Source organism: Oceanicaulis sp. UBA6590 (assembly GCF_002433705.1).
In the GTDB taxonomy this organism is placed as follows: Bacteria; Pseudomonadota; Alphaproteobacteria; order Caulobacterales; family Maricaulaceae; genus Oceanicaulis.
Genome location: NZ_DJIQ01000059.1, coordinates 18,488 through 45,106, shown reverse-complemented (window position 1 = coordinate 45,106; position 26,619 = coordinate 18,488). Strand labels below are relative to the sequence as shown.

Genomic DNA, 26,619 nt, shown 5'->3' with positions numbered 1-26,619 from the left:
GTCAACAAGCTGCGCGGCGGCCTGAAAATCGCAGCTGTGAAAGCCCCGGGCTTCGGTGACCGCCGCAAGGCCATGCTGGAGGACATCGCTGTCCTGACCGGCGGCCAGGTCGTGTCCGAGGATCTCGGCATCAAGCTCGAGAACGTCACCCTCGACATGCTGGGCACCGCCAAGAAGGTCTCCATCACCAAAGACGACACCACCATTGTGGACGGCGCCGGTGAGAAAGAAGCCATCGAAGGCCGCGTGAACCAGATCCGCCGTCAGATCGAGGACACCTCCTCTGATTACGACAAGGAGAAACTGCAAGAGCGTCTGGCGAAACTCGCCGGCGGCGTTGCGGTCATCAAGGTCGGCGGCGCTTCGGAAATCGAAGTGAAAGAGCGCAAGGACCGCGTTGACGACGCCCTGAACGCCACCCGCGCTGCGGTGGAAGAAGGCATCGTTCCGGGCGGCGGCATTGCACTGCTGAAAGCCACCAAGGCGCTCGACGGCGTGACCGGCGACAACGAAGATCAGAACCAGGGCATCGCCATCGTGGCGCGCGCCCTGCAGGCTCCGATCCGTCAGATCGTCGAAAACGCGGGCAGCGAAGGCTCCATCGTGGTGGGCAAGGTGCTCGAGAACAAAGACCCGAACTTCGGCTACAACGCCCAGACCGGCGAATACGAAGACCTGGTGAAATCCGGCGTCATCGACCCGGTGAAGGTCTCCCGCATCGCTCTGCAGGACGCGGCCTCCGTCGCTTCCCTGCTGATCACCACCGAAGCGGCGATTGCTGAAAAGCCCAAGAAAGACGGCGGCGCTCCGGCGGCTCCGGACATGGGCGGCATGGGCGGCATGGGCTTCTAGGCTCAGCCACCAGGCTTACACATGGAAAGGGCGGCTCGATCGAGCCGCCCTTTTTGTTTGACCCTGTCGCTAGAGCGACGCGACGACCCGCGTCGACAGGGAGACCGGCTCGTCGCTCCGCCCCTCAGCCATTGCCGAGACTGCGGGGCCCGTCGCTGGCGCGATCGGGGCCACCTCGAACAGTGACACCATTGCCCCCTCCGACGGCGCCTCAGCGGACACGATCGGCCCGCTCACAGGAGCATCGGAGAGCACCTCAATGGCCACCGGGGTCAGGATGAGAGCCGCCGCAACGGCGCCGCCGCCAGTAACGCCAGTGGTCAGGATCATACGCAGGGATTCAATCATGGTCAGAAGACTCCTTCGAAGCCGCTGAGCGGCTTTCTGTTTTGCACGCGCTCTCAAGTGAGCGGTGATGAAACCGCGAAGGACCCCGCTGACGGTTTCATTATCCTCATGACACTGGGCCACAAAGGCTTGCTTGAGTTCGTCAGACAGCCGCAAATCGATCACGGCAGTCTTCTTGGGGGAGCGAGGCCGGTCTTGTTTCATCACGGTGAGCCATTCCAATCAGATTTCGCCCTCAAGCTACTGAAACCGTGCCTGCACACACGTTATTTTGTGTCCATACACGCGATTGGACGCACATGACCTGAGCGAGCTCATGAAAAAGGGCGGCCCGGGGACCGCCCTTCCTGCATTGCCATCAAGGATGGGTTACGCGTCGCAACGACGGGTGTAGAGCTTGTCGCCGTCCACAGGCTTGGCGGACAGAGCGCCAATGCACGCGGCATATTCTTCCTGGACGCAGTTGTAATAGGCGAGACGGTCATCGCTGTGCAGCGCGAGGCAATAGGCCCGGGCCTCCACCATGCACGGATCGAATGGTGAGGATTGTGCGCTGGCGATCGAGGCGGATGAGACCGCCATCAGTGCGGCCGCGCTGGCGGTGACGAATGCTTTTGTCATGGTTGAGGTCTCCCTTGATAGTGACCCTGAAGGCCACGGACGGGTCGGGCGGATACGTTCAGCGCCGACGCGGGAAGCGTGCCAAACATTTCCCCTGAAAGGCGAGTCATAATCGGATTTCCGGCCCCGTCTCCAGCTTACATCCGTGGATCTCCGCCCGCGATAAAGGCTTATGTGACTGGTCAAACGTGCAGGCTGGCGTTATTCCGGATTCATCAAGTCTTGGGGGTTCACACCATGGTTCGTTTCGTCGCCGCGCTTGTCGCGCTTTCTCTCACGGGCGCCGCCAACGCGCAGAGCCCCGGTTACGGTATCGAAGAGATCCGGCTCGGCGTTGCGGCGCATGACCTGACTGACCACACCGAGGACGGCCCTCAGATCGTGGGCGACCTTCTGTTCGCAAGCCCTGACTTCCTGGAGCCGATCTGGTCTCCGCGCCCGTTCCTGTCCGCCAGCATCAGCACCCAGGGCTACACCAATCTGGTCACCGCAGGTCTGGCCTGGGATTACGGCTTCACCGACCGTCTGAGCGGCGAATTCTCCTTCGGGCTGAGCTATAATGACGGCGTGCTGGAGGTTTATCCCGACCGCGATGGCCCGGTGGAGGCCCAGCGCATCAAGGACACCCGCGCCCTTCTGGGATCAGACTGGCTGTTCCGCACCGGCTTTGCCCTCGATTACGCCCTGAATGATCAATGGTCCGCGGGCGTGTTCTATGAACACCACTCCCACGGCCAGATTCTCGGCAGCGGCCGCAATCAGGGTCTCGACGAGCTGGGTCTGCGGATGAGCTATCGCTTCCGCTAGCTTCTCGAACGGGCGGGGTCAGCCCCGCCCGACGCGCGTTTTGAGCGTCTGGATGTGGTTATTGGCGTCATAAAGCCGCTCAAGGCTCAGACGGCCATCATCCAGCGCCGCCCCGACCCAGTCCACGGCGCGACGCGGAAGGTCCGGATCCGCATCCGCCGAATTCGAGATCAGCAGGAGATCATTGCCGGCTGCCAGGGCCTGCACGATCGCCTGCTCGCGGGAATACTGGTTCCGGATCGCCCCCATATCGAGATCATCGGTGATCACCGCGCCCTGATAGCCCATCTGGTCGCGCAGCAAGCCTTGCAGGATCGGTTCTGAGAGCGTGACGGGCTTGCCTGTCGGATCGAGCCGCCGGTTGATCAGATGACCGCCCATGATCAGGTGCGCCTTGTCCTGATCGATCAGGCGCGCAAAGGGCGCAGCCTCGATCTCGTCCCAGGTCTGGGTGATGTCGACAAAGCCGTCATGACTGTCGCCTTCGCTACGCCCATGACCGGGGAAGTGCTTGATGGCGCAGGCCACGCCTTCCGCTTCCATGGCGTCGATGAAGGCGCCGCAATAGGCGGCGACCGTCTCGGGATCATCGCCGAAGGCGCGCGCCCAGCGATCAATCACCTGATTGCCCTCATGCCGCAGGTCCGCCACCGGAGCCAGGTTCATGGAGAACCCGCTTTGGGCCAGCTCCTGCGCGGCCTGGGCCAAAACCGGACGCGCATTCTCAAGCCCCATATCGAGAAGCTGTTCAGCCGTCGGGATGTCGGTAAAGCCCATCTCGTCGGTCAGGCGCTGGACGAAACCGCCTTCCTGATCAATGGCCAGCCAGGCGTTGGGCGCGGCGGCGCGGAAGCGTCGGGCCAGTCCCAGAACCCCCTCCCGAGTGCGCGCATTATGGCGCAGGAACAAAACCCCGCCAATGCGGCCCTCGGCCAGATCGCGCTCGATCCGGTCCGCGCCTTCAGCATCGGGCGTGCTGCCCAGAAACCCCAGGATCAGGCTTTCGCCCACCAGCTGATCGAGTGTGATCGTGCCTGCAAAGGCCGGGGCCGCGCCCATCGCCGCCAGACCCGCCAATACGCCGCGTCGTGAAATCATTGCTGTTCCGCCTCGTCCCTCAAAAGTCTTGCTAGTGCGGGTCAGCACGCGTGTCCAGTTGCATACCAATATGACGAAAACTTAAGTCTGTGGACGCACAGCCGTAAGGCGACCGGCCACACAGTGGGCGTAACAGGGAGGACACCTCATGAGACACTGGATTGCGACCGCTGCTGCGGTCACCGCCGCGCCACTGCTGGTCGCCTGCGCTTCCGCTGGAGCCGCCCAGAGCGAGTTTGCAGATTCCAATGACCGTCACCGCAATGTTCTCATTGTGAATGGCGAGCGGATCGTCGTTCAGGATGGCGCGCACGCCATTCATATCATCGAGGACGCGCTGGAGGATGGCGAAAGCGCCTCGCTCTCGCTCGACTTCGATTTCGACGCCCATAGCTGGTCCGAGGAAGACCTCGCCCAGTTCGAGGCCGAGATGGAAGAGCTCGGAGAATCGCTGGGAGCCATGTTCGCCGGCGGCTCGGATCTCCAGATCGCCGTTGACCGTCTGAACCTCAATGAAGAGGCGCTTCAGGCGCGCATAGAAGTGATTGTCGAGCAGAGCGAACGCCGCGCCGAGCGGGCCGAGCGCTTGGCCGAACGTTCGGCGGAGCGCGCCGAGCGTGATGCGGAACGGATAGCCCGTCAGGCGGAGCGGCAAGCCCGTCGCGCCGAGGCGCGCGCCGTAGAGATCGAACGTCGCGCACATCATGCGGCTTTGCGCGCGGAGCAGACCGAGCGTCATGCGCTCTCGATCTCCATCAATGCAGACTCCATTGCTCAGGCTGGGCTCATGGCGGCTGAAACCGGGCTGGAGTCTGGCCTCGCCGCCATCGAGCGCACGCTGGAGCGCGGCTGGAAGACTGAAGACGGCGAACGCGTCCCGCTGACCCGGCAGGACCGTGAAGAGCTGAATGAGGCGCGTGAGGAGCTTGAAGACAGCCTTCGCGAGCTGCGTGAAGAACGCGCGGACTGGCATGAAGAGCATCGCGCACGCGCGCCGCACCCGCGCAATGACAACCACGATCGCCAGGTGCGCATCATCGAGCGAGATGGCGAAACCCGGGTCTGGGTCAATGGACGCGAACTGACGGGCGCTGAGAAGGAAACCTGGCTTGAGGCCTGGCGCAGTTCCGAACAGGCTCAGGAGCTTGAAGGCGGACCGGCCGCACCGCCCACCCCGCCTACGCCGCCGCGTCGCTAACCGGCGAACATGCACCACAGAAAAAAAGCCCGGCGTCGAAAGGCGCCGGGCTTAAAGATTCTGGTTGGTCGATTAAGAGACGTCTCCTCCCCAGAGACACCACTTAAGAGACAAGACGGTCAGGCCCTGTCTGATCAAACGTTGGCCTAACCGTCATAGGAACGTCAAGCCCCTAGAGTCAGGCGATGTTTCGCTTTGCTGCAATTTCGCCACATTCAGGCGCCAGCCAGCCGGTCCTTGATCGCGCTCACGATCTGGTCGCGTGCGACCGTGAACTGGGCGGGCTGATCCTCCCGCCATGTCTTGTTGTCGGAGATTTCCGCCGCCAGCCGCGCGCCCAGTTTCAGGTCCTTGATCTGGGCTTCGCCCTTTTCGCGTTCCTCCGAACCGATGATGACGGCGAACTCGGCTTCGCGACGGTCGGCGTATTTGAGCTGCTTGCCCATATTGCCGCCGCCAATGAAGGCTTCGGCGCGCAGGCCCGACGCCCGCAGCTCGGCCGCTAGGGCGAAATAGTCCGCCATGCGGTCCTTCTCGGCGGCCACGATGATCACCAGCGGGTCGGCCTTGGCCGCATCCAGACGCTTGAGCGCCGAAAGGGCTGCTGCAAAGCGGCTGACGCCAAAGGAGAAACCGGTCGCGGGCACGGCCTGGCCCGTGAAGCGGCTCACGAGATCGTCATAGCGACCGCCGCCGCCCACAGAGCCGAAGCGGATGGGCGAGCCGTCCTCATAGGTCGCTTCCGCCAGCAGCTCAGCTTCGAAGACCGGCCCGGTATAATAGCCCAGACCGCGCACCACGGACGTATCCAGCGTCCAGTTGTCGGACTTGCCCAGCGCGTCCAGCACGGCCGTGATGGTTTCAAGATCGGCCACCGCCAGCTTGCCGGCGTCCGTGTCGCCCAGCGCATCGGTCAGGCGCTTGAGGACTTCAGCATTGCGCGCGGCGCCCGTCAGCGCATCGCCCACCTGGCCAGCCTCGATGAACTTCAGCACATGGCGGCGTTGATCCGCCTCAAGCCCCGCGCCTTCGGTGAAATCGCCGCTTTCATCCTTGCGGCCTTCGCCCAGAAGCAATTCGACGCCCTCAAGGCCCAGACGATCCATCTTGTCGATGGCGCGCAGGACTCGCAGGCGCTTCTCGCTCGCCGCATCGCCCAGACGCTCCAGAACGCCGTCGAGCAGGCGGCGGTCATTGACGCGGATGACGAACTCGTCCGCGCCCAGCCCCGCCGCGCCCATGACTTCGCTGGCCAGCGCGATCATCTCGGCGTCCGCCGCCGGTCCCGGCGCGCCGACGCTGTCGGCGTCGCACTGGACAAACTGGCGGAACCGGCCCGGCCCGGGCTTCTCATTGCGCCAGACTTCACCGAACTGATAGCGGCGGAAGGGTTTGGCGAGATCCTGGAAATTCTCGGCGGCGAAACGGGCAAGCGGCGCCGTCAGGTCATAGCGCAGCGCCACCCATTGCTCGTCATCATCCTGCATGGCGAAGACGCCCTCATTGGGACGTTCTTCATCGGGCAGAAACTTGCCTAGCGCATCGGCATACTCAAAGGCCGGGGTTTCAAGCGGCTCGAAGCCCCAGCGCTCATACACGGCGCTCGCCGCGCCCACGAGCGCGCGCTCGGCGCGCAGCACATGCGCGGAGCGATCCTCAAAACCGCGGGGACGACGGGCTTTGGGACGGAACGCCTTGGTCTTGGCCATGAGGATGCTCGCTCAGATTAAAAGTATCGAAGGGCCTGCGAAGTAGCCTTGCCGGACGCAAGGATCAAGCGGCGCCGGGTTTGCAGGGCGCTCTAAGCACACAAAACCGGATGTCGTCCATGTTCGCTCACACGCTTGTCACCATCGTCAGCGCCGCCAGCCTGCAGGCCGCAACGCCCGACCTTTCCGCTGATCTGGTCGCGTTATCCCAGCGGCTACACATGCAAGCGCAAGCCCGGGCGCAGGACATGGCGCGAAGCCCGGCTGCGCCTGTCGAGGCGCTACCCCCGCAAGACAGCTTCCTGATCGATCTCAGTGAGTTCGCGCTGGAAGCCCACCGCCTCTCCCGCGCCGTGGACGACAGCGGCGGGCCGATGGATTTGCGCTGCATCTTCCGTGGCATGAGCGAGGACGCCGAACATCGCGCCGCCCTTCTGTCAGAGCCCGCAACGCGCGCCGATCACGCACGCGTCTATCAGGAGGTCGCCCGGCTGACCGGACAGGCGGCCGAGATCGCCGCCACGCCTGATGCGCAGGCGGCGGCGCTCAGCGTCTCCTGCCCGGCCGAAACCGACGCTCAGTAAGCGTATTTGACGTTACAGCCATACGGCTGGGTCTGGGCCGGGTCGGGCGCCTCGCCCGCGCTCACCGCCGCGAGCGCCATGGAGACATAATCGGTCGGTTCCGGATCGCCCGGACGCGGGCGCGGCTGATCGTCGATCCCGCCTTGATACTGCAGCACGCCCTCGGCATCGATGACATACATGTGCGGCGTGGTGCGGGCGTCATAGAGACGGCCCAGATCACCGGACGGATCCAGCACCACATGAGCCGGGCTCGCGCCGCGCTCCACATTCAGCGACAGCGCTTCTTCAGCCTGCACATAGCCTTGCTCGCCGGGCGCGGAAGAGATCACCTGCACCCAGACCACATCGTCTTCGGCGGCGCTCGCCTGCAAGGATTGCATGTGCTCGGAGCCGTAATGGCGTTGCACATAGGGACAGCCATGATTGGTCCATTCCAGGACAACGGTCTGCCCCGCCAGGCTTTCCAGTGACAGCGCTTCACCGGATGCGGTTTGCACCGAGAAGGTCGGCGCGGCTTCACCGGTCACCACATCGGCGCGCGCTTCAAGCGTGAAGGCGGAGGTCGTCAGGGCCGCGGCGGCGACCAGACCGAGCGCCTGTCCCAGGCTGCGGCGTGAAATCATCTTCATATGCGTCACTCCCCTTTGTTCAGACCTTCAAGGTCGCTCTAGTTTACGGCGTCATTGACCGCCCGGATCACGATGCCGCTTGTCAGCAGGGGCGGCAGGACTTCAGGGTCGCCGCTTTCCGGCGGATAGACAAGATACAGGGGAACGCCGGCTGCGCCATGACGGGCCAGAGCGTCCGCGATGACAGGATCGCGATTGGTGAAGTCCGCGCGAAACAGCGCCACATCCTGTTGGGCGAACACATCCCTGACCCGGCTGTCTGACAGCGTGCCCAGCTTGTTCACCTGGCAGGAGACACACCAGGCGGCGGTAAAGTCCACAAAGACGGGACGGCCTGCAGCCTGCGCCTCGGCGACGGCGCTCTCGCTCCACTGCGCCCATTCGCTCTGCCCTGAAACGGTGCGGATCACCGGCTCCAGACGCGCGGTCACCGACAGCGCCCCCAGCGTCAGAAGCACGCCCGCCAGCACCGTAATCCGCCCCATCGGACCGCCCAGACGCAGCGCCCAGACCGTGAAGCTCGACGCCAGCAGGGCCAGCATCAGCCACAGGACGCCATCCGAGCCCAGCTGGGCGGACAGCACCCAGACCAGCCAGATCGCGGTGGCGAACATCGGAAAGGCGAGGATTTCCCGAAACCGCGTCATCCAGGCCCCCGGCCGGGGCAGGAGGTTCAGAAGCCCGGGCACGAAGCTCACCAGAACAAAGGGGAAGGCCAGCCCCACGCCCAGGAACACGAAGATGGTCAAAGACGCGAGCGCCGGCTGCGTGAGCGCGAAGGCCAGAGCGCCGGTCATGAAGGGCGCGAGACAGGGCGCAGCCACGAACACCGCCAGCACGCCGGTCAGAAAGGCGCCGCGACGCCCGCTATCCTTCACGCCCGAGCCCACGGACTGCAGCGATGTTCCGATCTCGAACACGCCCAAGAAGTTCAGACCGATCAGGAACATCAGGGTTGCGAGGCCCGCCACGACCAGCGGCGCCTGTAGCTGCATGCCCCACAGGGCCGGAAGCCCGGCGACGCGCAGGACCAGCAGCAAGCCGCCAAGCACGAGGAAAGTCCCGACCACGCCGGCCGCGAACACGAGACCCAGCGCCCGCGCCTCACCGCGCTCGGCCCCGCGCTTTTCAACCAGCGTCAGCGCCTTCATGGAGAGGACCGGGAAGACGCAGGGCATCAGATTGAGGATCAGCCCGCCCAGCAGCGCCAGTCCGGCGGCTTGCAGGAAACCGATGGACTGCGGCTCCGGCGCGCGCAACGCGCCCTGTCCGCTGACGCCCGCCACAGATGAGGACGACGCCGCCAGTTCATTGACCCTGAGACCCTCTCGTGCGGTGAACTCGACCGCCTCCTCGCTCCACTCATTGCCGCGACGCGCCGTATACACTAGGACGCCGGTCCGCGCCTGATCGACGCCATTCCGGCTGAGATATCCCGCAGCCACATCCAGGCGCAGATTTTCCCCCTCATGGGTCACGGACTGGTCCGCCGCATGATCAATCACGCCGGAATCGTGCGGATAGAAAGTCACGTCAGACAGTGACGCGCCGTCAAAGCGTGGATCGCTGAGCGTCAGGACGAGGCCATCGCTATCCCCTTCCAGGCCGGCGCGCATATCCGGCGCCCTGTCAGGGGCCTGCTCGAGCGCCTGGTTGATGAGCGCCTGTCCCGCGCGATCCACCGTGCTGGCGCCCACATCAAGCGTGAGGGTCAGCTCGGCTTCCTCGGGAATGCAGATGTCCTCACAGACAAGCCAGGTCGCGAAGGCGTTGATGGTGAGCGGACCCTCAGCGGCGTTGTCCGGCGCCGTCACCGGAACAGGCAGCGTCACCTCGGCGGAATAGCCGTAATTGGTCAGCGGTCCGAGATCATAGCTGTGCGGCGCCGGCCAGATCATCTCGCCCGTGCGCCAACCGTCCGGAAGGGACAACTCCAACCGGGTCGGTTCGCCGGAATCCCCCGGATTGCGCCAATAGGTGTGCCAGCCTGGCGTGATCTGCTGATGCAGCGCCAGATGAAAGGTGTCTCCCGGCGCCACGGATGTGCGGTCTGACACCAGCGCAGCATCGACCATGGGCTCGGTGGAGCCGAACTGGGCGACAGCCGGGGCGCTGGCGACCAGCATCAGGAACAGGGCAAGCAATCGGGTCACGTCTCGGGCTCCTTGGCAGGCGCGTCGGACCGGTTCTCGGTCCGTACGGTGCTGATATAGCCTCTTCACGCCAACAGACGAAACCGCTCTGACGGGCTTGTGATGCCTGAGCCGCAGGCAAAGAAAAACCGGCCGGGGACATCCCGGCCGGTTTCTCAAGATCGCTTTCGCAGCGCCTAGGCTTCAGGCGCAGCCGGCGGCGGCGGCGCACCGACGCTGAGCGGGCGCGCGCTGGCGCGGGCGATGAGGTTCTCCCACTGAGCCAGCGACAGCATGTGCGCGTAGATGGCGCCCAGATAGGTGTTGTCGCGCAGGCTTGCGAGCGTTTCCGGCTTCAGAGCCCGCAGCTTTTCGGAGGACACGCCCCAATAGCTGGCGATGACCTGCGGCTCTCCCTGGGCTTCGCCCTGGGCGTTGCGCGGCTGGAAGGTCGCCTGTTGCTGATCGAACAGGTCCAGTTCGGTCAGACGCTTGACAAATTCCTCGGTCAGCTTCACGTCGGATTCAAAACGACGCACAAAGTCGATCGCGCGGTTGGTGAACTCGGTCGGCTCGCCCTTGTCATTGAAGAAGGGCTGCTCGGGATTGTCCGAATACAGGTGCGAACCGGTGTCGATGCAGACCGTGAAGCGATCGCTGTCCGGGCCATGATTGGCGGCCACGAAGGGATAGCGGCGCACGAAGGCCGGCAGATAGGCATACGGCTCGTATTCGCCGGTTTCGGCGTTCACGAACAGGTTGTTGCCCGCCTGAAGGCCCATGGCGGCGACCGGGGTCTTGTTCTCGCCCAGGAAGATGATCGGGAAGCGCGAACCCGCTGCACCGAACTCACCCAGGGTGACCGGCACGAAATGGGTCTCTTTCAGGAAATCGAATTGACGGTCGCTATAACGCAGACCCTTGCCCTGATGCTCTTGCGGGTTCAGCGGCTCGGGATTCTTGTAAAGCGGCAAAGACCCGGACAAGGTCGGCTTGTTGGCGGCGGCGTCGGCCATAGGGCTCCCCCTCTTGAAACGTTGATGGATCGTTAGCGCAGACCCGCCTGAGAGGCAACATAACGGGACATACGCTTCAGGACCGGACCACGCCATGCAAAACGGGCGCCCCGCAATCGCGAAGCGCCCGTAACAGTCCCGGACCCCTGAGGGAGGCCCCAGCAGGGGCTCTCCCTTGTGCAGGCGTCTAGTAACGCCAGCCGAAGCCAACGCCGACAATCCAGGGATCAATGTCCACGTCTGCATTGACGACCGCGTTGAGCGCCGTGCTCGCGTCCACGGTCACATCGGTGTTGATCCAGACCTTCTTGACGTCGAAGTTCAGGAACCAGCGCTCGTTGATCGCGTAATCGACGCCCGCCTGAAGCGCGAGGCCGAAGGACGGGTCATAGTCGATGCCGTCCAGGATCGTGCCGGAGGGCAGATCGTCATTGAAGAAGATCGTGTAGTTCACGCCCGCGCCGAGATACGGACGGACCTGACCTTCAGGGTTGAAGTGATATTGCAGGGTCAGGGTCGGCGGCAGCAGGGTGACGTCGCCCAGATCAAGATCACCGACAGCGGTGTCCACCGCCATCACGTCATGCGGCGTGACGCCCAGGATCAGTTCTGCGGCGATGTTGTCGGTGAAGAAGTAGCTGATGTCGAATTCCGGCACGACAGAGGTGTCGATATCGACATCGCCGCCAATGGTCTGGATGTCCGCGCCTTCATCAGGCTGAACGGTGATGGCGCGCACGCGGAACTGCCAGTCGCCTTTTTCGGCCAGGGCAGCGGGAGCCGTCATGCCGGTCAGTGCAACAACGCCGGCGGCGGCGAGAAGGAGCTTTTTCATGGGTACGTCCCTTTTCCCATAGTGAAGATGGGGACTTTCTGCGCCCGCTCGCGAAGGTTTGATATATGGCAAGGCGCCGCGCGTCCGGCTGACGCGCGGCGCCCTGCCGCAGGGAAGGGAAGCACCCTGCTTTAGAAGCTGGTCCGGACTGCGATGCGCACATTCCGCCCCGGCAACGGCACCTGGTCCTTCAGGAAGGACGTATGCACCCGCCCCTCTTCGTCGGTGATGTTGCGCACGCCGAGAATGACGCGCACATCCCGGTCCGCAAACGGGGTCACTTCGAGATCCGCATTGAACATGGCGTAGCCATCGGTCTCGGTCTCGAACGCTGCGGTTTCATACTGATCGGCCACCAGATGCGCCTCGCCACGCACGGACCAGACGCCCCGTTCTGCGATCAGCGCGATATTGGAGGACAAAGGCGGAATGCGCGGCAGATCGCCGCCGCCATCCACCGTGCCGCGAACATAATCAAGGCTGGCTTCGCCGCTGAACGCCCAGCCTCGGACGTCGCCGAGAGCCGCTGTCAGCTGCGCTTCAAATCCATAGAGCGCCGTATCGGCCTGGCGATATTCAAAGACGTCAAAGCCTTCCTCCTCCTCGCCCGTCGGAAACAGACCGATGAAGCCGTCATAATCGGCATAGAACACATTGCCCTCAGCCGAGATGCGAGGGCCGGAGTACCGGGCCGTCAATTCGCCCGACCAGGCCACTTCCGTATCGAGATCCAGGCTGCCCCGTTCATAGGCGCGTGTGGCGGCGTGGGGACCGTCTGCAAAGACTTCCGCATCCGTCGGCGCGCGTTCGGTGCGCGACAGGGTCGCTGCGAGGAACCAGTCTTCACGCGGACGCACGAACACCGATCCGGAACCGGACACCGTGTCAAAAGAACGCGTTGCACGCTGGCCGCTCAGCTCCCGGCTTTCGACCCGCAGACCGCCTTCAAGACCCCAGTCTCCATTGTCCCAGCGCTCGGTGACGAAGGCGCCCCAGTCCTGGGTGGTGACCGGCTCGATATAGCTCTCATCACCCTCGGCGGAGAAGTCCTGGGTCAGCGCCTGAATGCCCCAGGCGCCCTGGCGATCGCCTCCATGGTCATGGCCCACCTCGATCCGGCCTTCAAAGCCGTTCTTGCGGAACAGGGTCCCGATTTCCCCCTCTTCGAGCTCCGCATGAGTGTAATGGGCATGAGCAAAGCTCCAGCGAACCCGGTTGAACAGGGCGTCCCGCTTCAGCTCGCCGCGCAGATCAATGCGGGTCTGGTCCAGCACCAGGCGCGGCGCCTCTTCGCCTTCATGGTCGTGATCATCATGATCCTCGTCGTGATCATCCTCGCCCTCTTCGTGGTCATGCCCCTCCTCATGAGCGTGATCATGGCCGGGCAGACCGTATTCGGCGTCCGTCTCCTTTACGGAAAGGCCGACAAAGCCCCAGCCCCGCACCAGAGAGACGGCGCCGGAATAGGTCTCGAAGGCGTAGTCGGAATCAGGCACATGGCCATAGGCGGGCGCTTCCGCCTCATCGTCGTGACCCTCACCCTCCTCATGGTCTTCATCCTCATGATGGTGGTCTTCACGCAGGGCTTCGGTTTCGGCGAACCCGGGAATGTCGAAATCATCGCCTTCGCGCTTGAGACCTTCGAGCTGGATCATCAGACCATTGAAGTCCGCGGTGACGCGACCCGCCGCCTGCGCGCCCTCATCCACGCTCGTGGCGCCGAGATAGGCGAAGCCATCAATCAGATTCTCATTGCGCTCGCTCGGGATGCGACCGTCGAGCACGTTGACAACGCCGCCGACTGCGCCGCCGCCATAGGCGATCGCCGCGGGACCTCGCAGCACCTCGATCTGTCGGGCGCCCAGCGCTTCAGCCGATACCGCATGGTCGGGGCTGGCGCTCGACGCGTCCAGCGCGCCCAGACCATTGATCAGGACGCGCACGCGGTCCGCGCCCAGACCCCGCACGATCGGGCGACCGGCGGCCGGGCCGAAATAGGTGCTGTTCACGCCCGGAAGACGATCGAGCGTGTCGGCGATATTGCCGTTGAGGTCGCGTTCGATCTGTCGGGCGGAGACGACACCGACAGAGCCCACCATCTCCTCGCTTCTGAGCTGGAGGGGAGCAGAGCGGACCACAATGACGTCATCGGCGTCAGCCTCTGCAGGGATCGCGGTCTGCGCCAGAGCCGCAGATCCGGTCAGCGCAAGCAGGCTGACGGCGGCCCCCAGCCGACGAGCATGTGAGAAATCTGACGCCATGGAACTACCCCGCAATGTTATAAAGTCACGTTACGTAATGTCATAACGTCACCCTCTTGGCGCATCAAGTCGGGATTCCCACTTATGCGCATGAAGAGTTCGCAATCCGGACCACACGATGATCCCCTCAGGCTGGCCCCCGTACTCGCGCCGTCCTGCGAAAGCCGTTAGAGTGAAAGCCATGACCAGTGCGATTCAAACACTCGACGCCGCCGAACGGTTCTGCACCGAGCGCGGCCTGTCGCTGACGCCCATGCGTCGGCGAGTTCTGGAATTGCTGGTGGAGGCTGGCGGTCCGGTCAAAGCCTATGACCTGCTGTCCGCCCTCAAGCCCGGCGGCGCCGCCCAGCCCCCTACGGTCTATCGCGCGCTCGACTTCCTCACCCGCGCAGGTCTCGCCCACAAGGTCGAAGCGCTGAACGCCTATACCGCCTGCCTGAACGGGCATGATGAAGAGGATCCCTGCACCGGGTCAGCCGAACTCTTCATCTGTGAGTCCTGCGGCAATGTCGATGAGCGCCACATGCACCGTACGCCGTCCGACGCCCCCGACGGCTTCGTGATCAGCCGCAGCGTGGTCGAGCATTACGGCCAGTGCGCGCGCTGCGCCAACTGACGCCTCCTCGCTTTTACGTCCCGGCGCCCTGACAGAGCCGGCGAAGCGCCCTAGCTTTCCATCTGAAACAGATGGGAGTTCAGCCAATGCAGGTCTTGTGGCGCGGCAACGCCAATACATGGGAATGTGACGAGCTGGGCCATCTCAATGTCCGGTTCTACATGGCCAAGGCGCAGGAAGCGCTGGCGGGCCTCGCGGACCAGCTGGGCATGCATCACGCCTTCGCGCCGGACGCCACGGCCACCTTGATCCCCCGCGATGTCACCCTCCGGTTCCTGGCGGAAGCCCGTCCGGGGGCGCCCCTGCATATTTCGGGCGGCGTCATCGGTCATGACGAGACCAGCCTGACAGTGGCCATGATCCTGTTTCACGCCGCCAGCAACACGCCCGCCGCCACATTCGAGATCCGCGCAGAGCATTCCCATGCGCTGACCGGACGGGTGTTTGGCTGGCCGCAGCGCAGTCTCGAGGCGCTCGACGCCAGCCTGATCGACCGCCCGGAGCTGCTGACGACGCGCAGCCTGGGCATGGCGGCGCCCAGCGAGACTCTGTCGCTATCCAGGGCGCAGACGCTGGGCCTTCAGGAAATCGGGCGCGGCCGGATCAATCGCGATGAGCTTGACGCCTTTGGCCGGATGCGCGCCGAGTTCGGGATCGGCAAGGTGTCCGACAGCGTCATCCACTTCAGCGACGGCTTTCCCGAGCAATGGCAGGCGTTTGCGGACAATACGCCGATACGCGTCGCCAGCGCCGTCCTGGAATCCCGCCTCAGCTTCCGCCGTTTCCCCACCCAGGGCGAAGGTTTCGTCATCCGGTCGGGACTCAAATCCGCAACAGAGACTGTGCGCACCCTGGTGCACTGGGCGCTGGATCCGGTCAGCGGACGTCCGTTGTGGAGCATGGAAGCGGTCGCCTGCATGCTGAACCTTGAAACCCGCCGACTGGAGCGCGTCAACCCGGACCGGCTCGCCCAGCTGCAATCAAGAACCCAGCCGGAGCTGGTCCTCTGACACTGGCTTACTGACCGCCCGAGCCCGCCAGTTCGCGGGCGCGCCTTGCCGCCATGCGGGCCTGGACCGCCTGACCGTCCGTGCGGGCGGCGCTGGCTGCCGTGTCAAACAATTCCGCGGCGGCCTGATGATCACCCTGATCGCTGAGAATGCGCGCCAGCCCGAGGGCCGCCTGGAAATGGCGCGGATCAAACGCCAGCACCCGCTGATAGAGCGCAACAGCGCCCTCGCTGTCGCCCATGCTCACAAGACAGTCTGCATGCGTGGAGAGCAGGTTCAGATCCCAGGGCGCATCGGCGAGCCGGGTCGCTGAGTCCGGACACACGCTTTCATCAATCACCACGTCCCCGCCCAATTGCATGGGTTGACCCGATGCAGGCTCATGAGCGGAAGTGGCGTGAGATTGCACAGGCGTATTGCCTGCAGGGGCAGCCTCGCCGGGGTCAGCCTCATGCGTTGAAGGCGCGGCGGACGACGCATGCCCTGACCCGCCATGATCGGCCGATGCGGCTGAGGCTTGGGACGACGCACCCTGCGCCGGCTCCGTGTGCGGGGCGCTCTCGGCCGGACGCGCCTGTTCCGTCGCGTGCGTGCGGGGCGGCGTGCGGGTGATCGGGGCGGACACGCCGGTCACGTTCAGGAGCGTGACCAGAACGCCGCCCTGTCGCACTTCCGCCTCGCCGCCGGAAAAGGCGCCCGAAACGGAAATGGAGACGCCATTGGGCGCGCGGCTCAGCGCGAGCGCCGAAACAGGACCCCGGACGGCTGGTTCGATCCGGCGCGAACCTTCGGAGGATACGCCGTCCACGTGCAGGACGAGCCCTTCGCCGGGCCGCACCTGCACCGCCTGGGGTTGCTCGTCGAAGCTGAGCCAGAGCTGGGTGCGCCCGGCCTCCTGCAACACGGAGACGTCGCGCAGGTCCGCCTGAGCGGCGCTGCAGGTCAGGGCGGCCAGAGCCGAAGCTGTCAGAACGCGTATCATCATACCGCATCTCTTGCCGCGAGTCGGAAACCTGACGCCAGATGTTCCGAACCTGACATCAGAAACGCAATCCGGGTTCCAGTTGCGCCATGGGCCCGCTCAGGCAGGCGTCATACCCCAGAGCGCCCAGCGTCTCGCCTGTCTGGTCCACCACGCGCTCATAAACGGCGCAGGCCTCCCCGGCTTCAGGCATCACATTGAGGATGAAGACCGGATCACCCTCGCCCTCACGGGCGGGCGCATCATCACTCACCACACGCCAGCGGGCCTGTCCGTTCTCCAGCGTGCAATCCCAGCGCCCGGACTCGCCAAACCTCATCCGCACCACGGCGTCCGGGCCCGTCGCCGCCACATGCAGGACCTGCGCCCGCCCCGCCCCCCGGACAAACGCCATGGAGGAGGACTGACTCTGATCCAGACAGGTCCGGATCAGAGGCAGATAACGCGGCAATTCATCAGACCAGCTCGGTTGCGGCCCGATTTCCGATGCGCAGCCCTGATAGGCGCCGCCCTCGGTCTCGATGTGGGCGAACCGGCCATACTGGCGATCATTCACTTCGCAGACGCCCGCTTCGAGCTCGATCGTGATCGCCGCCCCGTCCTCGGCATAGCCTTCAAAGCGGCGCACGCCGTCACTCAGCCATTGGCTGTCTGGACGGAGCTCGGCGTAGACGGTGACATCGCCCTCGACGGCATGGGCGTAAACGGCGCGCACGGCTCCGTCCGCTTCCAGAAAGTGCAGATCGCCATAAAAGCCCGCCCCGTCTATCTCATAGCCCGAGGTCGGCTCCGTGTCGGGGCGCGTGTCCGGAGCCAGGCTCGGAGTGGGCGCGAAAACCCGGGACTCCGTGGGCGCGCCGAAATTCGCCACGGGCGAAGGCGGAGGCGGCAAGGTTTGCGAGCATGCGCTCGCCATCAGAACCAGCCCGAAAAGTCCCGCAAAGCGGACGAAATTAAGCCTCATATCGTCGTCATCCTGAAGCTGACCGCCCCTGCCCGTCACAGTCGTGGCGCACTTTAGCGTCCTCTCGCGCTTCGTGAAAAGCGCCAAGCCTGTATGCTGTCGCTCATGCGCAGTGATTCCCGATACGGCTATTACGAGTTCTTCTGTGGCGGCGGGATGGCGCGCCTGGGACTTGGCGCGCATTGGCGCTGCCATTTCGCCAATGATATCGACGCGGACAAGGCGAACGCCTATCGCGACAATTTCGGTGATGACCATTTCCACCAGGGCGATGTCTGCGCGCTCAAACCGTCAGACCTGCCCGGCGAAGCGGATCTCGCCTGGGCGAGCTTTCCCTGTCAGGATCTGTCCCTGGCCGGCCCGCGCTCCGGGCTGGCGGGTGAACGTTCGGGCGTGTTCTACGGCTTCTGGCGGCTGATCGAGGGGCTCAGAGCTGAAGGCCGGGCCCCCAAGCTGATCGCGCTCGAGAACGTCACCGGGCTCCTGACCTGTTCAAACGGCGCTGATTTCGCCGCCCTGTGCCAGACCCTGGACGAAGGCGGATACCGGGTCGGCGCGCTGGAGATCGATGCGCGCTGGTTCGTGCCGCAATCGCGCCCGCGCCTGTTCGTCGTGGCGCTGCGCAAGAACATCCCCATTCCCGACGAGCTGGTGCTCGATGAAGCGCCGGACGGCATCTCGCCCTTTCATACCCGCGCGGTGCGCCGGGCGGCGGAACGCCTGCCCGAAGCGCAAAAGACTAACTGGCTGTGGTGGGCCCTGCCCGTGCCGCCCATACCGAACCAGACCCTCGGCGATCTGATCGAACCGGCCCGCCGCACCCCCTGGCACAGCCCGGAAGAGACCCGGCGACTGCTCGCCATGATGAGCCCGGGCAACAAGGCCAAGCTCAAGGCGGCGCGTCAGTCTGATGCACCCATGATCGGCGCGCTCTATCGCCGGACCCGCATGGAGAAGGGCGAGCGCATCCAGCGCGCCGAAGTGCGCTTTGACGGACTGGCGGGCTGCCTGCGCACGCCCGGCGGCGGCTCGTCGCGCCAGTTCATTGTCTCGGTGCGATCCGGCCGCGTGCGCACCCGACCGATGACGGCGCGGGAATATGCACGCCTGATGGGCCTGCCCGATGAGTACAGACTGCCCCAACGCGAGAGCGCGGGCCTGCATCTGGCGGGTGATGGCGTCGCGGCCCCCGTGGTCGCCTTCCTGCGCGAGAACCTGTTCGAGCCCATCCTGGAACACGCTGAAGCGGTCCTGCCCGCAAGCGAGCCTGCGGAATAGCCATGAAGATCGCCATCATCGGCAGCGGGATATCCGGGCTGGCCAGCGCCGCCCTTCTCGCCCGGGATGGACATGCCGTCAGCGTGTTTGAGCGCTTTGACGCGCCGCGTCCGCTGGGCGCGGGCCTGCTGTTGCAGCCTTCGGGGCTTGAGGCGCTCGACGCCATGGGTCTCAGAGAGAAGGCCGAGACTTGCGGCGCGCAAGTGACCCGCCTGATCGGCCGCACGCCCAAGGGACGCACCGTGCTCGATCTGCGCTATGCCGATGGCCGGCCGGGCGATGTCGGGATCGGCATTCACCGCGCCAGCCTGTTCAACCTGCTTCATGACGCCGCGCTTCAAACATCCATCGACTGGCGCACCGGACAGGGCGTTCGCACCCTGCACGACCTGAACGACAAACCGCGACTTGAACTTGAAACCGGCGATATGAGCGAGCCGTTCGATCTGGTGGTCGCGGCGGACGGCGCCCATTCCAGCCTGCGCCGCCAGATCTGCCCGACCGCGCGTGATCGCGTTTATCCGTGGGGCGCAATGTGGGCGATCCTGCCGGATCCGGAAGGACGGCGGAACGGCATGCTCGATCAGGTCTATCGCGGCTGCGACGTGATGATCGGCCTCCTGCCGGTGGGCGACAATCCCGCCGATCCTGACGGGCGGCCCGGCGTCAGTTTCTTCTGGTCCTTGCGCGGCGACGCCATTCCCGCCTGGCATGCCGACGGGCTCGACGCCTTCAAGACGCGCCTTCGTGGGCTCTGGCCCCGCGCGGCGGACGTGATCGATCCCGTGACGGACGCCGCAGTCTTCGCCGAGGCCCGATATCGCGATTGTGTGTGCCCCAGCTGGAGGCGCGGCAAGGCCGTGCTGATCGGGGACGCCGCCCACGGGATGAGCCCGCAACTGGGCCAGGGCGCCAATCTGGCGCTCGGCGATGCGCTGAGCCTCGCCCGTCAGCTCAAGGACGATGCGCCCGTGGTCCATGCGCTCAAGGGCTTTGAAGCCGAACGCAAGCCCGTGGCGGGCTATTACAGCCTGATGAGCCGGGCGCTGACGCCGGTGTTTCAGTCAAGCTCGAAGATCATCGGCGTACTGCGGGATGCTTTCATGGGGGTGAGCTGCCGCCTGCCCGGCATCCGCAACTGGATGGGCTGGACGCTGGTGGGGCGGGGCCGGCTGCCATGGTGACCCCCAAGGGCAGCGATGTCTTCACGCCCGAGGACCGCGCCCGGGTCATGCGCGCGGTCAAGGGCAAGGACACCAAGCCCGAAATGATCGTGCGGCGGCTGGCCCATGCTCTGGGATATCGCTTCCGCCTGCATCGCAAGGACCTGCCCGGCAAACCCGATCTGGTCTTCCCCGGACGCCGGAAAGTCATCTTCGTGCATGGCTGTTTCTGGCATGGCCATGAGTGCGCGCGCGGATCGCGCCAGCCCAAGCAGAACGCCGAATACTGGCGCAACAAGATTGCGCGCAATGTGGAGCGTGACGCCGACAACCTTCAGGCGCTCGAAAGGCTTGGCTGGCAGACGCAGGTGATCTGGGAATGCGAGATGAAGGACCGCGACGCCCTGGCCGACAGGCTCAGGGCCTTTCTGGTCTAGAGCCCGTCCTTGAACCAGTCCTTGAGGTGATCAACCAGAAGCCGCACTCTGTGGGCCAGGTAGCGGTTGGAGGGGAAGACCGCCCAGAGATCGCGATGATCCGGCGCCCATTCAGGAAGAATCTCCACCACATCGCCCGCCTCCAGCGCGGCATGGGCGGCCCAGGCGGGCGAACTGGCGATGCCGGCGTCATGGGCGGCGGCGCAGACGGCCGCACGCGCGCCATTGAGCGTCAGCCGACCGGAGACCTTCACCTCGACGGAGTCCTCCTCACGCTGGAACCGCCAGAGGTTTGGGGCGGGCTTGTTGCGATCGATGATGCAGTCATGCCGGGCCAGGTCATAGGGGTGCTCGGGCGCGCCCGCGGCGTTCAGATAGGCCGGGCTCGCCAGCACTTTCAGAGGCGCCGGCGCCAGGCGGCGCGCAATCAGGCTGGAATCGGTCAGCTGTCCGATCCGCACGCCGAGGTCGAAACCCTCGTCCACCAGATCCACCATCCGGTCGGAAAACTCCAACCGCACTTCCACGGCTGGCCATTGCGCCATGAAGGCCGTGATCGGCTGGATGAGGCGCGAGGACCCGAAATCGACCGGCGCGGACACGCGCAGAATGCCCGCCGCCGCCGCCTGCTCGGCGACCAGTCCGTTCTCGATGGCGTCATACTCAGACAGCCAGGGGCCGACGCGTTCAAGAAGCGCCCGCCCCGCATCGGTCAGGCGCACGGACCGGGTGGTGCGCTCCAGAAGGCGCGCCTGCATGCGTTCCTCCAGCGCCGAGATCTGCTTGGACGCGGCGCCCGCGGTCATGCCCAATCGCTCCGCCGCACGGGTGAAGCTCTCAAGCTCGGCGACAGCGGCGAACAGGCGAAGGGCGTCGATCCGGTCCATATTTTTCCTCTTGGGAAAGAGTAAATCCCGAATTGTGGGTATTATATTCTAGAGCCGGATTTGTCATCTCACTTCTCACATCGACTTGTCCGGAAGCCCTTTCATGCCCCGTCGCCCCGCCCTCTTCCTGTCCCATGGCGCGCCCAGCCTGCTGACAGGTCAGTCGCCCGCCCGAGACTTCCTGATCGCCTATGGACAGACAACGCCTGCGCCCGCCGCCTATGTGGTGGTGTCCGCTCATTGGGAGAGCCAGCCCGTCTGCGTGACCACATCTGCGAATCCCGAAACCGTTCATGACTTCCGCGGCTTTGGCGAGGCGCTTCAGAGCTTTGTCTGGCCTGCGCCAGGGGATCCCCTGCGAGCCGCCTCTCTCGTCACCCGCCTCAGGGCGGCCGGCCTTGAGGCCCGGCCGGACGCCCGCCGCGGACTGGATCACGGCGTCTGGATTCCCCTGGCCCTCATCGAGCCCGACGCGCGGACGCCTGTCATCCAGGTCTCGCTTCCGGCACGCAACACCCCGGATGCAGAAAGCTGGACACTGGGCCGCGCGCTCGCCCCCCTGGCTGAGGACAACATCCAGCTCGTCTTTTCAGGCTCCATGACCCATTCGCTGCGCGACGCCCTGTCCGCGCCGGAGGGCGCCCCGCCTGCTCCTTTCGCCATGGCGTTTGCAGACTGGGCGCGCCAGGCCATGGCCGCTGGCGACTGGCGGTCGCTAGAGACCTGGCGATCTGCGCCTCACGCACAGCGCAATCATCCAAGTCCCGAGCACATCCGACCGCTGCTGGCGGCGGCGGGGGCGGCGACGGGCGCCGCCCGGAGCCTTCACGAGAGCTATACCCATGCCGCCCTGGCGATGGATGTCTGGTCCATACCTGTCTGAGCCCCAACGGCAAAAGGCCCGGAGCGAACTCCGGGCCTTGTCCTGTCCATCACATCGTCGCGCGGTTCAGGGCGCCTTCCAGTCCCAGGGCCCCGGGCTGAAGATGTGCTCGCGCTCGGCCTCATCCGCAGCAATGCGGCGGCGGCGCAGGGCCGGGTCTTCATGGGGCGGCTGCTGAGCCGGAGCCGGGCTGCGTGCATTGTCATTGGCGGGTGCGTCATCCATCATCACGTACATTCTGGTCTCCTTGAACAGCCCCTGATCTGGATTTGGAGCTGCAAGCACAGATCGCCAAGACGGCCCAGGATTAAACCTTGGCCATGTGCCTCACGCTTGCGCGCGCGCCTTGAGATTTCCGGACACCAGACATGGACCCACCGCCCGGCCCCGCTGGATGGGACGGGGCGGCGGGCGGTGGTTGCACACGGGCCCAAACAGAGCTGACGCCTGTTGCGGCCCAGGGGCTGCGGCCTCCAGGGGAGAGGCCGGTCGTCATGGGCGGCAGTTGAGGGGAACCGCCCGTCAGGACCGAGGGAAGCCTGACATGCCGGGGGTCGGGATCCAGAAGCGGAAACGAGACCGCTTCAAGAGCTCATCGCCACCCAGCACCCCGATCTTAAGCAATAGATTTGGCTTTACTCAAGCACATTGGTTAACGAATCTGTTAACAATTGGAATATCGATATTCTTTCAAGAGGAAAACCATCTCGTTTTTATCAGTAAATGCTGTTCACTCAGATACAGGAAAGCCGGGCGCAAAGCCCGGCTTTCCTGTTCGACACACGACTCAGTCGTCGTCATCCTCCTTGTATTCAGACGGTCCGGGCTCTGGCACCCTGTCCGCCTCGGCCCCGTCGGCGCCGGCCTCGCGTCGGCGCTGGGCCTCGCGATCAAGGGATTCTGTTTCACCCGGTTCAGACGCATTCTTCATGACAGATCTCCAGACTTGTTTTCGGTCCTAGCTTTCGCCCGGGCGAATGGGCGGCGGATCGGAAGCCGGGAAGCTGTCATCAAGGGCGTCATCAAGCTTGTCGTCCTCGTCATCGGGATCCGGACTGTCGTCAGGCTTCTTCTTGGACTTTTCCTTGTCCTCGGACGCCAGACGTTCAACAGCCTCTTCGCTTGCGCCAAGACGCCCCGCGGAAGACTGGTCGACCGTCTCGCCGAACCGTTCTCCACGCGCGCCATCGAGCGCCTGATCAACCGGAACCACATGATCGCCCAGCTTGGCGTCATCGGGGCGTAGCTCGCCCTTGCGACCCGTCGCCTTTGTTTCATCAAAGGGTTGGGCGAAAGCCTGATTGTCGGCCGGGGCGGCGTCGGTGGAATAATGGGAAGCCATTTCCGCCTCCTTCTTGCTGTTGTCCTTGCTCAAACAACGCGCACGCCCCCTGCCCCGTTCCGGGAAAGATCAGTCCGCCAGCACCGCATCGACGCTGACCAGCTCCCAGTCCTGCATCTGGTCGAGATAGGCGTCGAAATACGCCTTGTGCGAGGCGCCCACGATGACCAGCATTTTCGCGCCTGGCTGATTGCCCGCCGCCTCGACGATATTGGCCGCCATGCGCAGATTGCGGGTCTGCCACCAGCTCACATACTGGCGGGCGACCGCGTCATGGTCGGGCGTGGCGGCGGCGAGGCCGAAATCGCCAGCGATCGTGGCGCGCTGATAGCGCGGCGCATTAATGAAGCGATAGCCCGCCAGCACCCGTTCGGGGGACCCCAGATAGGTGCGCGCCTCCTCAAACACGCCATCCACCTCCGGATCGGATTGCGCCCAGACCGACTGGATGGTCGGTCCCAGCGTATCCGGCGCATGGGCATAGATGGAATCCGCCGTGTGATCATCCATGGTCGCCAGATGATCGAGCCCCAGCTCGGCCCCCAGCGCCACGGCGAGAACCGCGTTCTCGTTGCGTGAGGCCAGCATGGCGTTGAACGCCTCCACCAGCGCCTCGGTCAGACCGTCTTCCGCAAGCCGTTCAGCCTCCTCCAGCTGCGCCCAGTGCAGCGCAGCGGACCAGGGCTCGCCAGCCCCGTAGAGCAAGAGCGCCATCGCCCGGCGCTCGGACGCGCTCGGGGCGTCCGGGAAGTCCTGAAGCCGGGCGCGGGCTTCTATGAAGGCTTCAGGCTGGCTCATCCCCAAGGCGTCGAGCGCCGGCTGGGGATCGCGACAATACTGATCCGCCAGTCCTTCATAGAGCCCGGCATAGCGGCGCAGCTCGTCACAGCCGCGCCCGCCAATGGCTTCAATGGCGATGATGTCGGGGGCGAACGCCTCAAGCCGCTCAAGCACCAGATCGAGATCGCCGGGACTGAGCGCGCCATCAGGCAATTGGTTGAGGTGCGCCGTGCCCAGCACCAGAACCTGCGTCGGTTCACCGCCGAGCGGATCCTGAACACCGGAAAAATCAATGTCCGGCTCGGTCGCCTGAGCGAGCGTGAGGGCGGCGAAGGCCGTGAGTGTGATGAGCATGATGTTCTGTCCCCGTTGCGATCTCTGATCAGAAGATGCCGCATCCCGTCCCGATGGATGCAGCATGAGCCTGACAGCTCGGGTCCGGACAGACGAGTTACAAATGAAAAGGCCGGGCGAAACGCCCGGCCTTTCCTGTTCGGTCTGCGACCTTGCCTACGCAGCTTTCGCCGGAGCAAAGCGGCCGTAGAAGGTGTCACCCTTGCTGGCCATGTCGCGCAGCAGGGCAGGCACTTCGAACGGCTTGCCGTACTTGGCTTTCAGCGCATCGGCGCGTTCCACGAAGGCCTTGGCGCCGATGGTGTCGATGAAGCTCAGCACGCCGCCGGTATAGGGCGCAAAGCCCCAGGCGAGGATGGAGCCGACATCGGCTTCACGCGGGTCGGCGACGATCTCTTCTTCCATCGTCCGGGCCGCTTCGAGCGCCTGGGCGTAGAGGATGCGATCCTTCAGCTCGTCCACGGTCGGCTGCTCGTCGAGCAGCTTGCCGTTCGGCGCGAACTGATCGAGCTCGTCCCAAAGCTGCTTGCCTTCGTCGGTATAGACGTAGAAGCCCTTCTGGTTCTTGCGGCCATAACGACCCAGCTCGTACATCTTCTCGATGACTTCCGCGTTCGGGGTGTCCTCGAACGCATCGCCCAGGTCCTTCTTGGTCTGCTGAAGCACCTTGTAACCCAGATCAATGGCCACTTCGTCCTGCAGCGAGAGCGGGCCGACCGGCATGCCGGCCATCTTGGCCGCGTTCTCGATCAGGGCCGGCTTCACGCCTTCGGTCAGCATGTACATGCCCTGCTCGATGTAACGCATCACGCAGCGGTTGGCGTAGAAGCCGCGGGTGTCGGCGACGACGATCGGGGTCTTCTTGATCTTGGCCACGAAGTCCAGGCACAGCGAGATGGCGCGCGGGCCGGTTTTCTCGCCGACGATCAGCTCGACCAGCATCATCTTCTCGACCGGCGAGAAGAAGTGAACGCCGATGAAATTCTCCGGACGCGAAGAGGCTTCGGCCAGCGACGTGATCGGAATGGTCGAGGTGTTCGAGCCAAAGATCGCGTCCTTGGGCAGGTGCTCTTCAGCCGCCTTGGTGATCTGGTGCTTGAGCTCGGAGTTCTCGAACACCGCCTCGACCACCAGATCGACGTCCTTCAGGAGCGAATAGTCGGTGGTCGCGGTGACGAGGTTGGTCTTGGCGTCCGCCGCTTCCTGGGTGAGCTTGCCGCGCTTGACGCCCTTGGCGAAGTGCGCCGCCACATGGGCCTTGCCCTTGTCCGCGCCTTCCTGGTTGACGTCGATCAGCACAACCTCGATGCCCGCCTGAGCGGAGACCGTGGCGATGCCGGCGCCCATGAAGCCCGCGCCGATGACGGCGATCTTCTTGATCTCGGCCTTCTGCTCGCCTGCCGGACGGCGTGCGCCTTTTTCCAGCGCCTGCTTGGACAGGAAGAGCGAACGGATCATGTTCCGGCTCTCGGGGCGCATCAGCAGCTTGGTGAAATAGCGGCTCTCGATGCGCAGGGCGGCGTCCATCGGGACCTGCAGGCCTTCATAGACGCAGGACAGGATGTAACGCTGGGCCGGATAATTGCCGTAGGTTTCCTTGAGCAGCATCGGGGATGCGCCCATGAAGACCTGAAGGCCGGCGGGGTGGTAGGGGCCGCCGCCGGGGATCTTGAACTTGTCCTGATCCCAGGGCTGCTTGCCGCCCATGGCGTCCGCTTTCACGAGTTCCTTCGCCTTGGCGACGATCTCGGAGAGCGGCGCGATCTCATGCACCACGCCCTGCTGCTTGGCGGTTTCAGCGTCGAGCTGCTTGCCCTGCAGCATGACCGG

27 protein-coding genes are annotated in these 26,619 nt (G+C 64.6%); 10 read left to right on the top strand and 17 right to left on the bottom strand.

Annotated features, from left to right (window positions below):
• Positions 1–852 (top strand): chaperonin GroEL (gene groEL, locus B2Z70_RS12145; RefSeq protein WP_292983572.1); only part of this gene is annotated, 852 nt, incomplete at its 5' end.
• A 69-nt stretch (positions 853–921) separates the two neighbouring features.
• Here groEL and B2Z70_RS12140 read toward each other — a convergent pair.
• Positions 922–1,422 (bottom strand): hypothetical protein, encoded by a 501-nt coding sequence (locus tag B2Z70_RS12140; RefSeq protein WP_009801582.1) that lies wholly within the window; start codon positions 1,420–1,422, stop codon positions 922–924.
• Positions 1,423–1,569: 147 nt separating this feature from the next.
• The gene (locus B2Z70_RS12135) at positions 1,570–1,821 is read right to left on the bottom strand and encodes a hypothetical protein (RefSeq protein ID WP_009801583.1); all 252 of its coding nucleotides are present in this window, start codon (positions 1,819–1,821) and stop codon (positions 1,570–1,572) included.
• Between the two features lie 237 nt (positions 1,822–2,058).
• Between B2Z70_RS12135 and B2Z70_RS12130 the strand changes: the two genes are divergently transcribed.
• Positions 2,059–2,628, top strand: a complete 570-nt coding sequence (locus B2Z70_RS12130; protein WP_009801584.1) for an acyloxyacyl hydrolase — start codon at positions 2,059–2,061, stop codon at positions 2,626–2,628.
• A gap of 18 nt (positions 2,629–2,646) precedes the next feature.
• Here the strand turns inward: B2Z70_RS12130 and B2Z70_RS12125 are convergent, their stop codons facing one another.
• Positions 2,647–3,726, bottom strand: coding sequence for a glycoside hydrolase family 3 N-terminal domain-containing protein (locus B2Z70_RS12125; RefSeq protein WP_292983570.1), 1,080 nt, complete (start codon positions 3,724–3,726; stop codon positions 2,647–2,649).
• A gap of 148 nt (positions 3,727–3,874) precedes the next feature.
• On the opposite strand from B2Z70_RS12125, the gene B2Z70_RS12120 reads away from it, so the two are divergent.
• Positions 3,875–4,924, top strand: a complete 1,050-nt coding sequence (locus B2Z70_RS12120; RefSeq protein WP_292983568.1) for a hypothetical protein — start codon at positions 3,875–3,877, stop codon at positions 4,922–4,924.
• Between the two features lie 215 nt (positions 4,925–5,139).
• On the opposite strand, the gene hisS is transcribed toward B2Z70_RS12120, so the two are convergent.
• Positions 5,140–6,633 carry a histidine--tRNA ligase gene (gene hisS, locus B2Z70_RS12115; protein ID WP_292983566.1) on the bottom strand — a complete coding sequence of 498 codons (1,494 nt, stop codon included), beginning with the start codon at positions 6,631–6,633 and terminating at the stop codon, positions 5,140–5,142.
• Positions 6,634–6,752: 119 nt separating this feature from the next.
• On the opposite strand from hisS, the gene B2Z70_RS12110 reads away from it, so the two are divergent.
• Positions 6,753–7,217, top strand: a complete 465-nt coding sequence (locus B2Z70_RS12110; RefSeq protein WP_292983564.1) for a hypothetical protein — start codon at positions 6,753–6,755, stop codon at positions 7,215–7,217.
• Here B2Z70_RS12110 and B2Z70_RS12105 read toward each other — a convergent pair.
• The 5 genes from B2Z70_RS12105 to B2Z70_RS12085 form a co-directional block, all read right to left on the bottom strand.
• A complete protein-coding gene (locus B2Z70_RS12105; RefSeq protein WP_292983562.1) occupies positions 7,211–7,849 on the bottom strand; it encodes a redoxin domain-containing protein in 639 nt (212 codons plus the stop codon). The genes B2Z70_RS12110 and B2Z70_RS12105 overlap by 7 nt on opposite strands.
• A gap of 38 nt (positions 7,850–7,887) precedes the next feature.
• Positions 7,888–10,002, bottom strand: coding sequence for a protein-disulfide reductase DsbD family protein (locus B2Z70_RS12100; protein WP_292983560.1), 2,115 nt, complete (start codon positions 10,000–10,002; stop codon positions 7,888–7,890).
• A 176-nt stretch (positions 10,003–10,178) separates the two neighbouring features.
• Positions 10,179–10,997 (bottom strand): SapC family protein, encoded by an 819-nt coding sequence (locus tag B2Z70_RS12095; protein ID WP_292983558.1) that lies wholly within the window; start codon positions 10,995–10,997, stop codon positions 10,179–10,181.
• A gap of 187 nt (positions 10,998–11,184) precedes the next feature.
• A complete protein-coding gene (locus B2Z70_RS12090) occupies positions 11,185–11,832 on the bottom strand; it encodes an OmpW/AlkL family protein (protein WP_009801592.1) in 648 nt (215 codons plus the stop codon).
• A 131-nt stretch (positions 11,833–11,963) separates the two neighbouring features.
• Positions 11,964–14,093, bottom strand: a complete 2,130-nt coding sequence (locus B2Z70_RS12085; protein ID WP_292983554.1) for a TonB-dependent receptor — start codon at positions 14,091–14,093, stop codon at positions 11,964–11,966.
• 181 nt (positions 14,094–14,274) lie between these two features.
• Here B2Z70_RS12085 and B2Z70_RS12080 point away from each other — a divergent pair, with 181 nt between their 5' ends.
• Together B2Z70_RS12080 and B2Z70_RS12075 are read left to right on the top strand one after the other, a co-directional pair.
• The gene (locus B2Z70_RS12080; protein ID WP_292983552.1) at positions 14,275–14,709 is read left to right on the top strand and encodes a helix-turn-helix domain-containing protein; all 435 of its coding nucleotides are present in this window, start codon (positions 14,275–14,277) and stop codon (positions 14,707–14,709) included.
• An 86-nt stretch (positions 14,710–14,795) separates the two neighbouring features.
• Positions 14,796–15,719 carry an acyl-ACP thioesterase gene (locus B2Z70_RS12075; RefSeq protein WP_292983550.1) on the top strand — a complete coding sequence of 308 codons (924 nt, stop codon included), beginning with the start codon at positions 14,796–14,798 and terminating at the stop codon, positions 15,717–15,719.
• A 7-nt stretch (positions 15,720–15,726) separates the two neighbouring features.
• Here B2Z70_RS12075 and B2Z70_RS12070 read toward each other — a convergent pair whose 3' ends face one another.
• Positions 15,727–16,704, bottom strand: a complete 978-nt coding sequence (locus tag B2Z70_RS12070; RefSeq protein WP_292983548.1) for a tetratricopeptide repeat protein — start codon at positions 16,702–16,704, stop codon at positions 15,727–15,729.
• 55 nt (positions 16,705–16,759) lie between these two features.
• On the bottom strand, positions 16,760–17,665 hold the full coding sequence (locus tag B2Z70_RS12065) for a hypothetical protein (RefSeq protein WP_292983546.1): 906 nt from the start codon (positions 17,663–17,665) through the stop codon (positions 16,760–16,762).
• 93 nt (positions 17,666–17,758) lie between these two features.
• On the opposite strand from B2Z70_RS12065, the gene B2Z70_RS12060 reads away from it, so the two are divergent.
• Genes B2Z70_RS12060 through B2Z70_RS12050 form a run of 3 tightly spaced genes read left to right on the top strand, consistent with a single transcriptional unit; the run spans position 17,759 to position 20,543 of the window.
• Positions 17,759–18,943 (top strand): DNA cytosine methyltransferase, encoded by a 1,185-nt coding sequence (locus B2Z70_RS12060; protein ID WP_292983544.1) that lies wholly within the window; start codon positions 17,759–17,761, stop codon positions 18,941–18,943.
• A 2-nt stretch (positions 18,944–18,945) separates the two neighbouring features.
• Positions 18,946–20,127, top strand: a complete 1,182-nt coding sequence (locus tag B2Z70_RS12055; protein ID WP_292983542.1) for an FAD-dependent oxidoreductase — start codon at positions 18,946–18,948, stop codon at positions 20,125–20,127.
• On the top strand, positions 20,121–20,543 hold the full coding sequence (locus tag B2Z70_RS12050; protein WP_009801600.1) for a very short patch repair endonuclease: 423 nt from the start codon (positions 20,121–20,123) through the stop codon (positions 20,541–20,543). The genes B2Z70_RS12055 and B2Z70_RS12050 overlap by 7 nt, the downstream gene beginning before the upstream one ends.
• On the opposite strand, the gene B2Z70_RS12045 is transcribed toward B2Z70_RS12050, so the two are convergent.
• Positions 20,540–21,430, bottom strand: coding sequence for a LysR family transcriptional regulator (locus tag B2Z70_RS12045; RefSeq protein ID WP_292983539.1), 891 nt, complete (start codon positions 21,428–21,430; stop codon positions 20,540–20,542). The genes B2Z70_RS12050 and B2Z70_RS12045 overlap by 4 nt on opposite strands.
• A 103-nt stretch (positions 21,431–21,533) precedes the next feature.
• Between B2Z70_RS12045 and B2Z70_RS12040 the strand changes: the two genes are divergently transcribed.
• A complete protein-coding gene (locus tag B2Z70_RS12040; RefSeq protein WP_009801602.1) occupies positions 21,534–22,313 on the top strand; it encodes a DODA-type extradiol aromatic ring-opening family dioxygenase in 780 nt (259 codons plus the stop codon).
• Positions 22,314–22,379: 66 nt separating this feature from the next.
• Here the strand turns inward: B2Z70_RS12040 and B2Z70_RS12035 are convergent, their stop codons facing one another.
• From B2Z70_RS12035 to B2Z70_RS12015, 5 genes are all read right to left on the bottom strand, one after another.
• Complete coding sequence (locus B2Z70_RS12035) at positions 22,380–22,550, bottom strand: hypothetical protein (RefSeq protein WP_292983536.1); 171 nt, start codon at positions 22,548–22,550, stop codon at positions 22,380–22,382.
• A gap of 550 nt (positions 22,551–23,100) precedes the next feature.
• Positions 23,101–23,244: a hypothetical protein gene (locus B2Z70_RS12030; protein WP_292983535.1), complete on the bottom strand. Its 144-nt coding sequence runs from the start codon at positions 23,242–23,244 to the stop codon at positions 23,101–23,103.
• A gap of 27 nt (positions 23,245–23,271) precedes the next feature.
• Positions 23,272–23,655, bottom strand: coding sequence for a hypothetical protein (locus B2Z70_RS12025; RefSeq protein ID WP_009801605.1), 384 nt, complete (start codon positions 23,653–23,655; stop codon positions 23,272–23,274).
• Between the two features lie 69 nt (positions 23,656–23,724).
• The gene (locus B2Z70_RS12020) at positions 23,725–24,789 is read right to left on the bottom strand and encodes a DUF5694 domain-containing protein (protein WP_292983534.1); all 1,065 of its coding nucleotides are present in this window, start codon (positions 24,787–24,789) and stop codon (positions 23,725–23,727) included.
• Between the two features lie 156 nt (positions 24,790–24,945).
• Positions 24,946–26,619 (bottom strand): 3-hydroxyacyl-CoA dehydrogenase NAD-binding domain-containing protein (locus tag B2Z70_RS12015; RefSeq protein ID WP_292983533.1); only part of this gene is annotated, 1,674 nt, incomplete at its 5' end.

Bases quoted from the DNA above. Each gene is read 5' to 3' on its own strand.
- B2Z70_RS12135 (WP_009801583.1), bottom strand. From the start codon at position 1,821: ATGACAAAAGCATTCGTCACCGCCAGCGCGGCCGCACTGATGGCGGTC.
- B2Z70_RS12130 (WP_009801584.1), top strand. From the start codon at position 2,059: ATGGTTCGTTTCGTCGCCGCGCTTGTCGCGCTTTCTCTCACGGGCGCC.
- B2Z70_RS12125 (WP_292983570.1), bottom strand. From the start codon at position 3,726: ATGATTTCACGACGCGGCGTATTGGCGGGTCTGGCGGCGATGGGCGCG.
- B2Z70_RS12120 (WP_292983568.1), top strand. From the start codon at position 3,875: ATGAGACACTGGATTGCGACCGCTGCTGCGGTCACCGCCGCGCCACTG.
- hisS (WP_292983566.1), bottom strand. From the start codon at position 6,633: ATGGCCAAGACCAAGGCGTTCCGTCCCAAAGCCCGTCGTCCCCGCGGT.
- B2Z70_RS12110 (WP_292983564.1), top strand. From the start codon at position 6,753: ATGTTCGCTCACACGCTTGTCACCATCGTCAGCGCCGCCAGCCTGCAG.
- B2Z70_RS12105 (WP_292983562.1), bottom strand. From the start codon at position 7,849: ATGAAGATGATTTCACGCCGCAGCCTGGGACAGGCGCTCGGTCTGGTC.
- B2Z70_RS12095 (WP_292983558.1), bottom strand. From the start codon at position 10,997: ATGGCCGACGCCGCCGCCAACAAGCCGACCTTGTCCGGGTCTTTGCCG.
- B2Z70_RS12090 (WP_009801592.1), bottom strand. From the start codon at position 11,832: ATGAAAAAGCTCCTTCTCGCCGCCGCCGGCGTTGTTGCACTGACCGGC.
- B2Z70_RS12085 (WP_292983554.1), bottom strand. From the start codon at position 14,093: ATGGCGTCAGATTTCTCACATGCTCGTCGGCTGGGGGCCGCCGTCAGC.
- B2Z70_RS12080 (WP_292983552.1), top strand. From the start codon at position 14,275: ATGACCAGTGCGATTCAAACACTCGACGCCGCCGAACGGTTCTGCACC.
- B2Z70_RS12075 (WP_292983550.1), top strand. From the start codon at position 14,796: ATGCAGGTCTTGTGGCGCGGCAACGCCAATACATGGGAATGTGACGAG.
- B2Z70_RS12070 (WP_292983548.1), bottom strand. From the start codon at position 16,704: ATGATGATACGCGTTCTGACAGCTTCGGCTCTGGCCGCCCTGACCTGC.
- B2Z70_RS12065 (WP_292983546.1), bottom strand. From the start codon at position 17,665: ATGAGGCTTAATTTCGTCCGCTTTGCGGGACTTTTCGGGCTGGTTCTG.
- B2Z70_RS12060 (WP_292983544.1), top strand. From the start codon at position 17,759: ATGCTGTCGCTCATGCGCAGTGATTCCCGATACGGCTATTACGAGTTC.
- B2Z70_RS12055 (WP_292983542.1), top strand. From the start codon at position 18,946: ATGAAGATCGCCATCATCGGCAGCGGGATATCCGGGCTGGCCAGCGCC.
- B2Z70_RS12050 (WP_009801600.1), top strand. From the start codon at position 20,121: ATGGTGACCCCCAAGGGCAGCGATGTCTTCACGCCCGAGGACCGCGCC.
- B2Z70_RS12045 (WP_292983539.1), bottom strand. From the start codon at position 21,430: ATGGACCGGATCGACGCCCTTCGCCTGTTCGCCGCTGTCGCCGAGCTT.
- B2Z70_RS12040 (WP_009801602.1), top strand. From the start codon at position 21,534: ATGCCCCGTCGCCCCGCCCTCTTCCTGTCCCATGGCGCGCCCAGCCTG.
- B2Z70_RS12035 (WP_292983536.1), bottom strand. From the start codon at position 22,550: ATGTACGTGATGATGGATGACGCACCCGCCAATGACAATGCACGCAGC.
- B2Z70_RS12030 (WP_292983535.1), bottom strand. From the start codon at position 23,244: ATGAAGAATGCGTCTGAACCGGGTGAAACAGAATCCCTTGATCGCGAG.
- B2Z70_RS12025 (WP_009801605.1), bottom strand. From the start codon at position 23,655: ATGGCTTCCCATTATTCCACCGACGCCGCCCCGGCCGACAATCAGGCT.
- B2Z70_RS12020 (WP_292983534.1), bottom strand. From the start codon at position 24,789: ATGCTCATCACACTCACGGCCTTCGCCGCCCTCACGCTCGCTCAGGCG.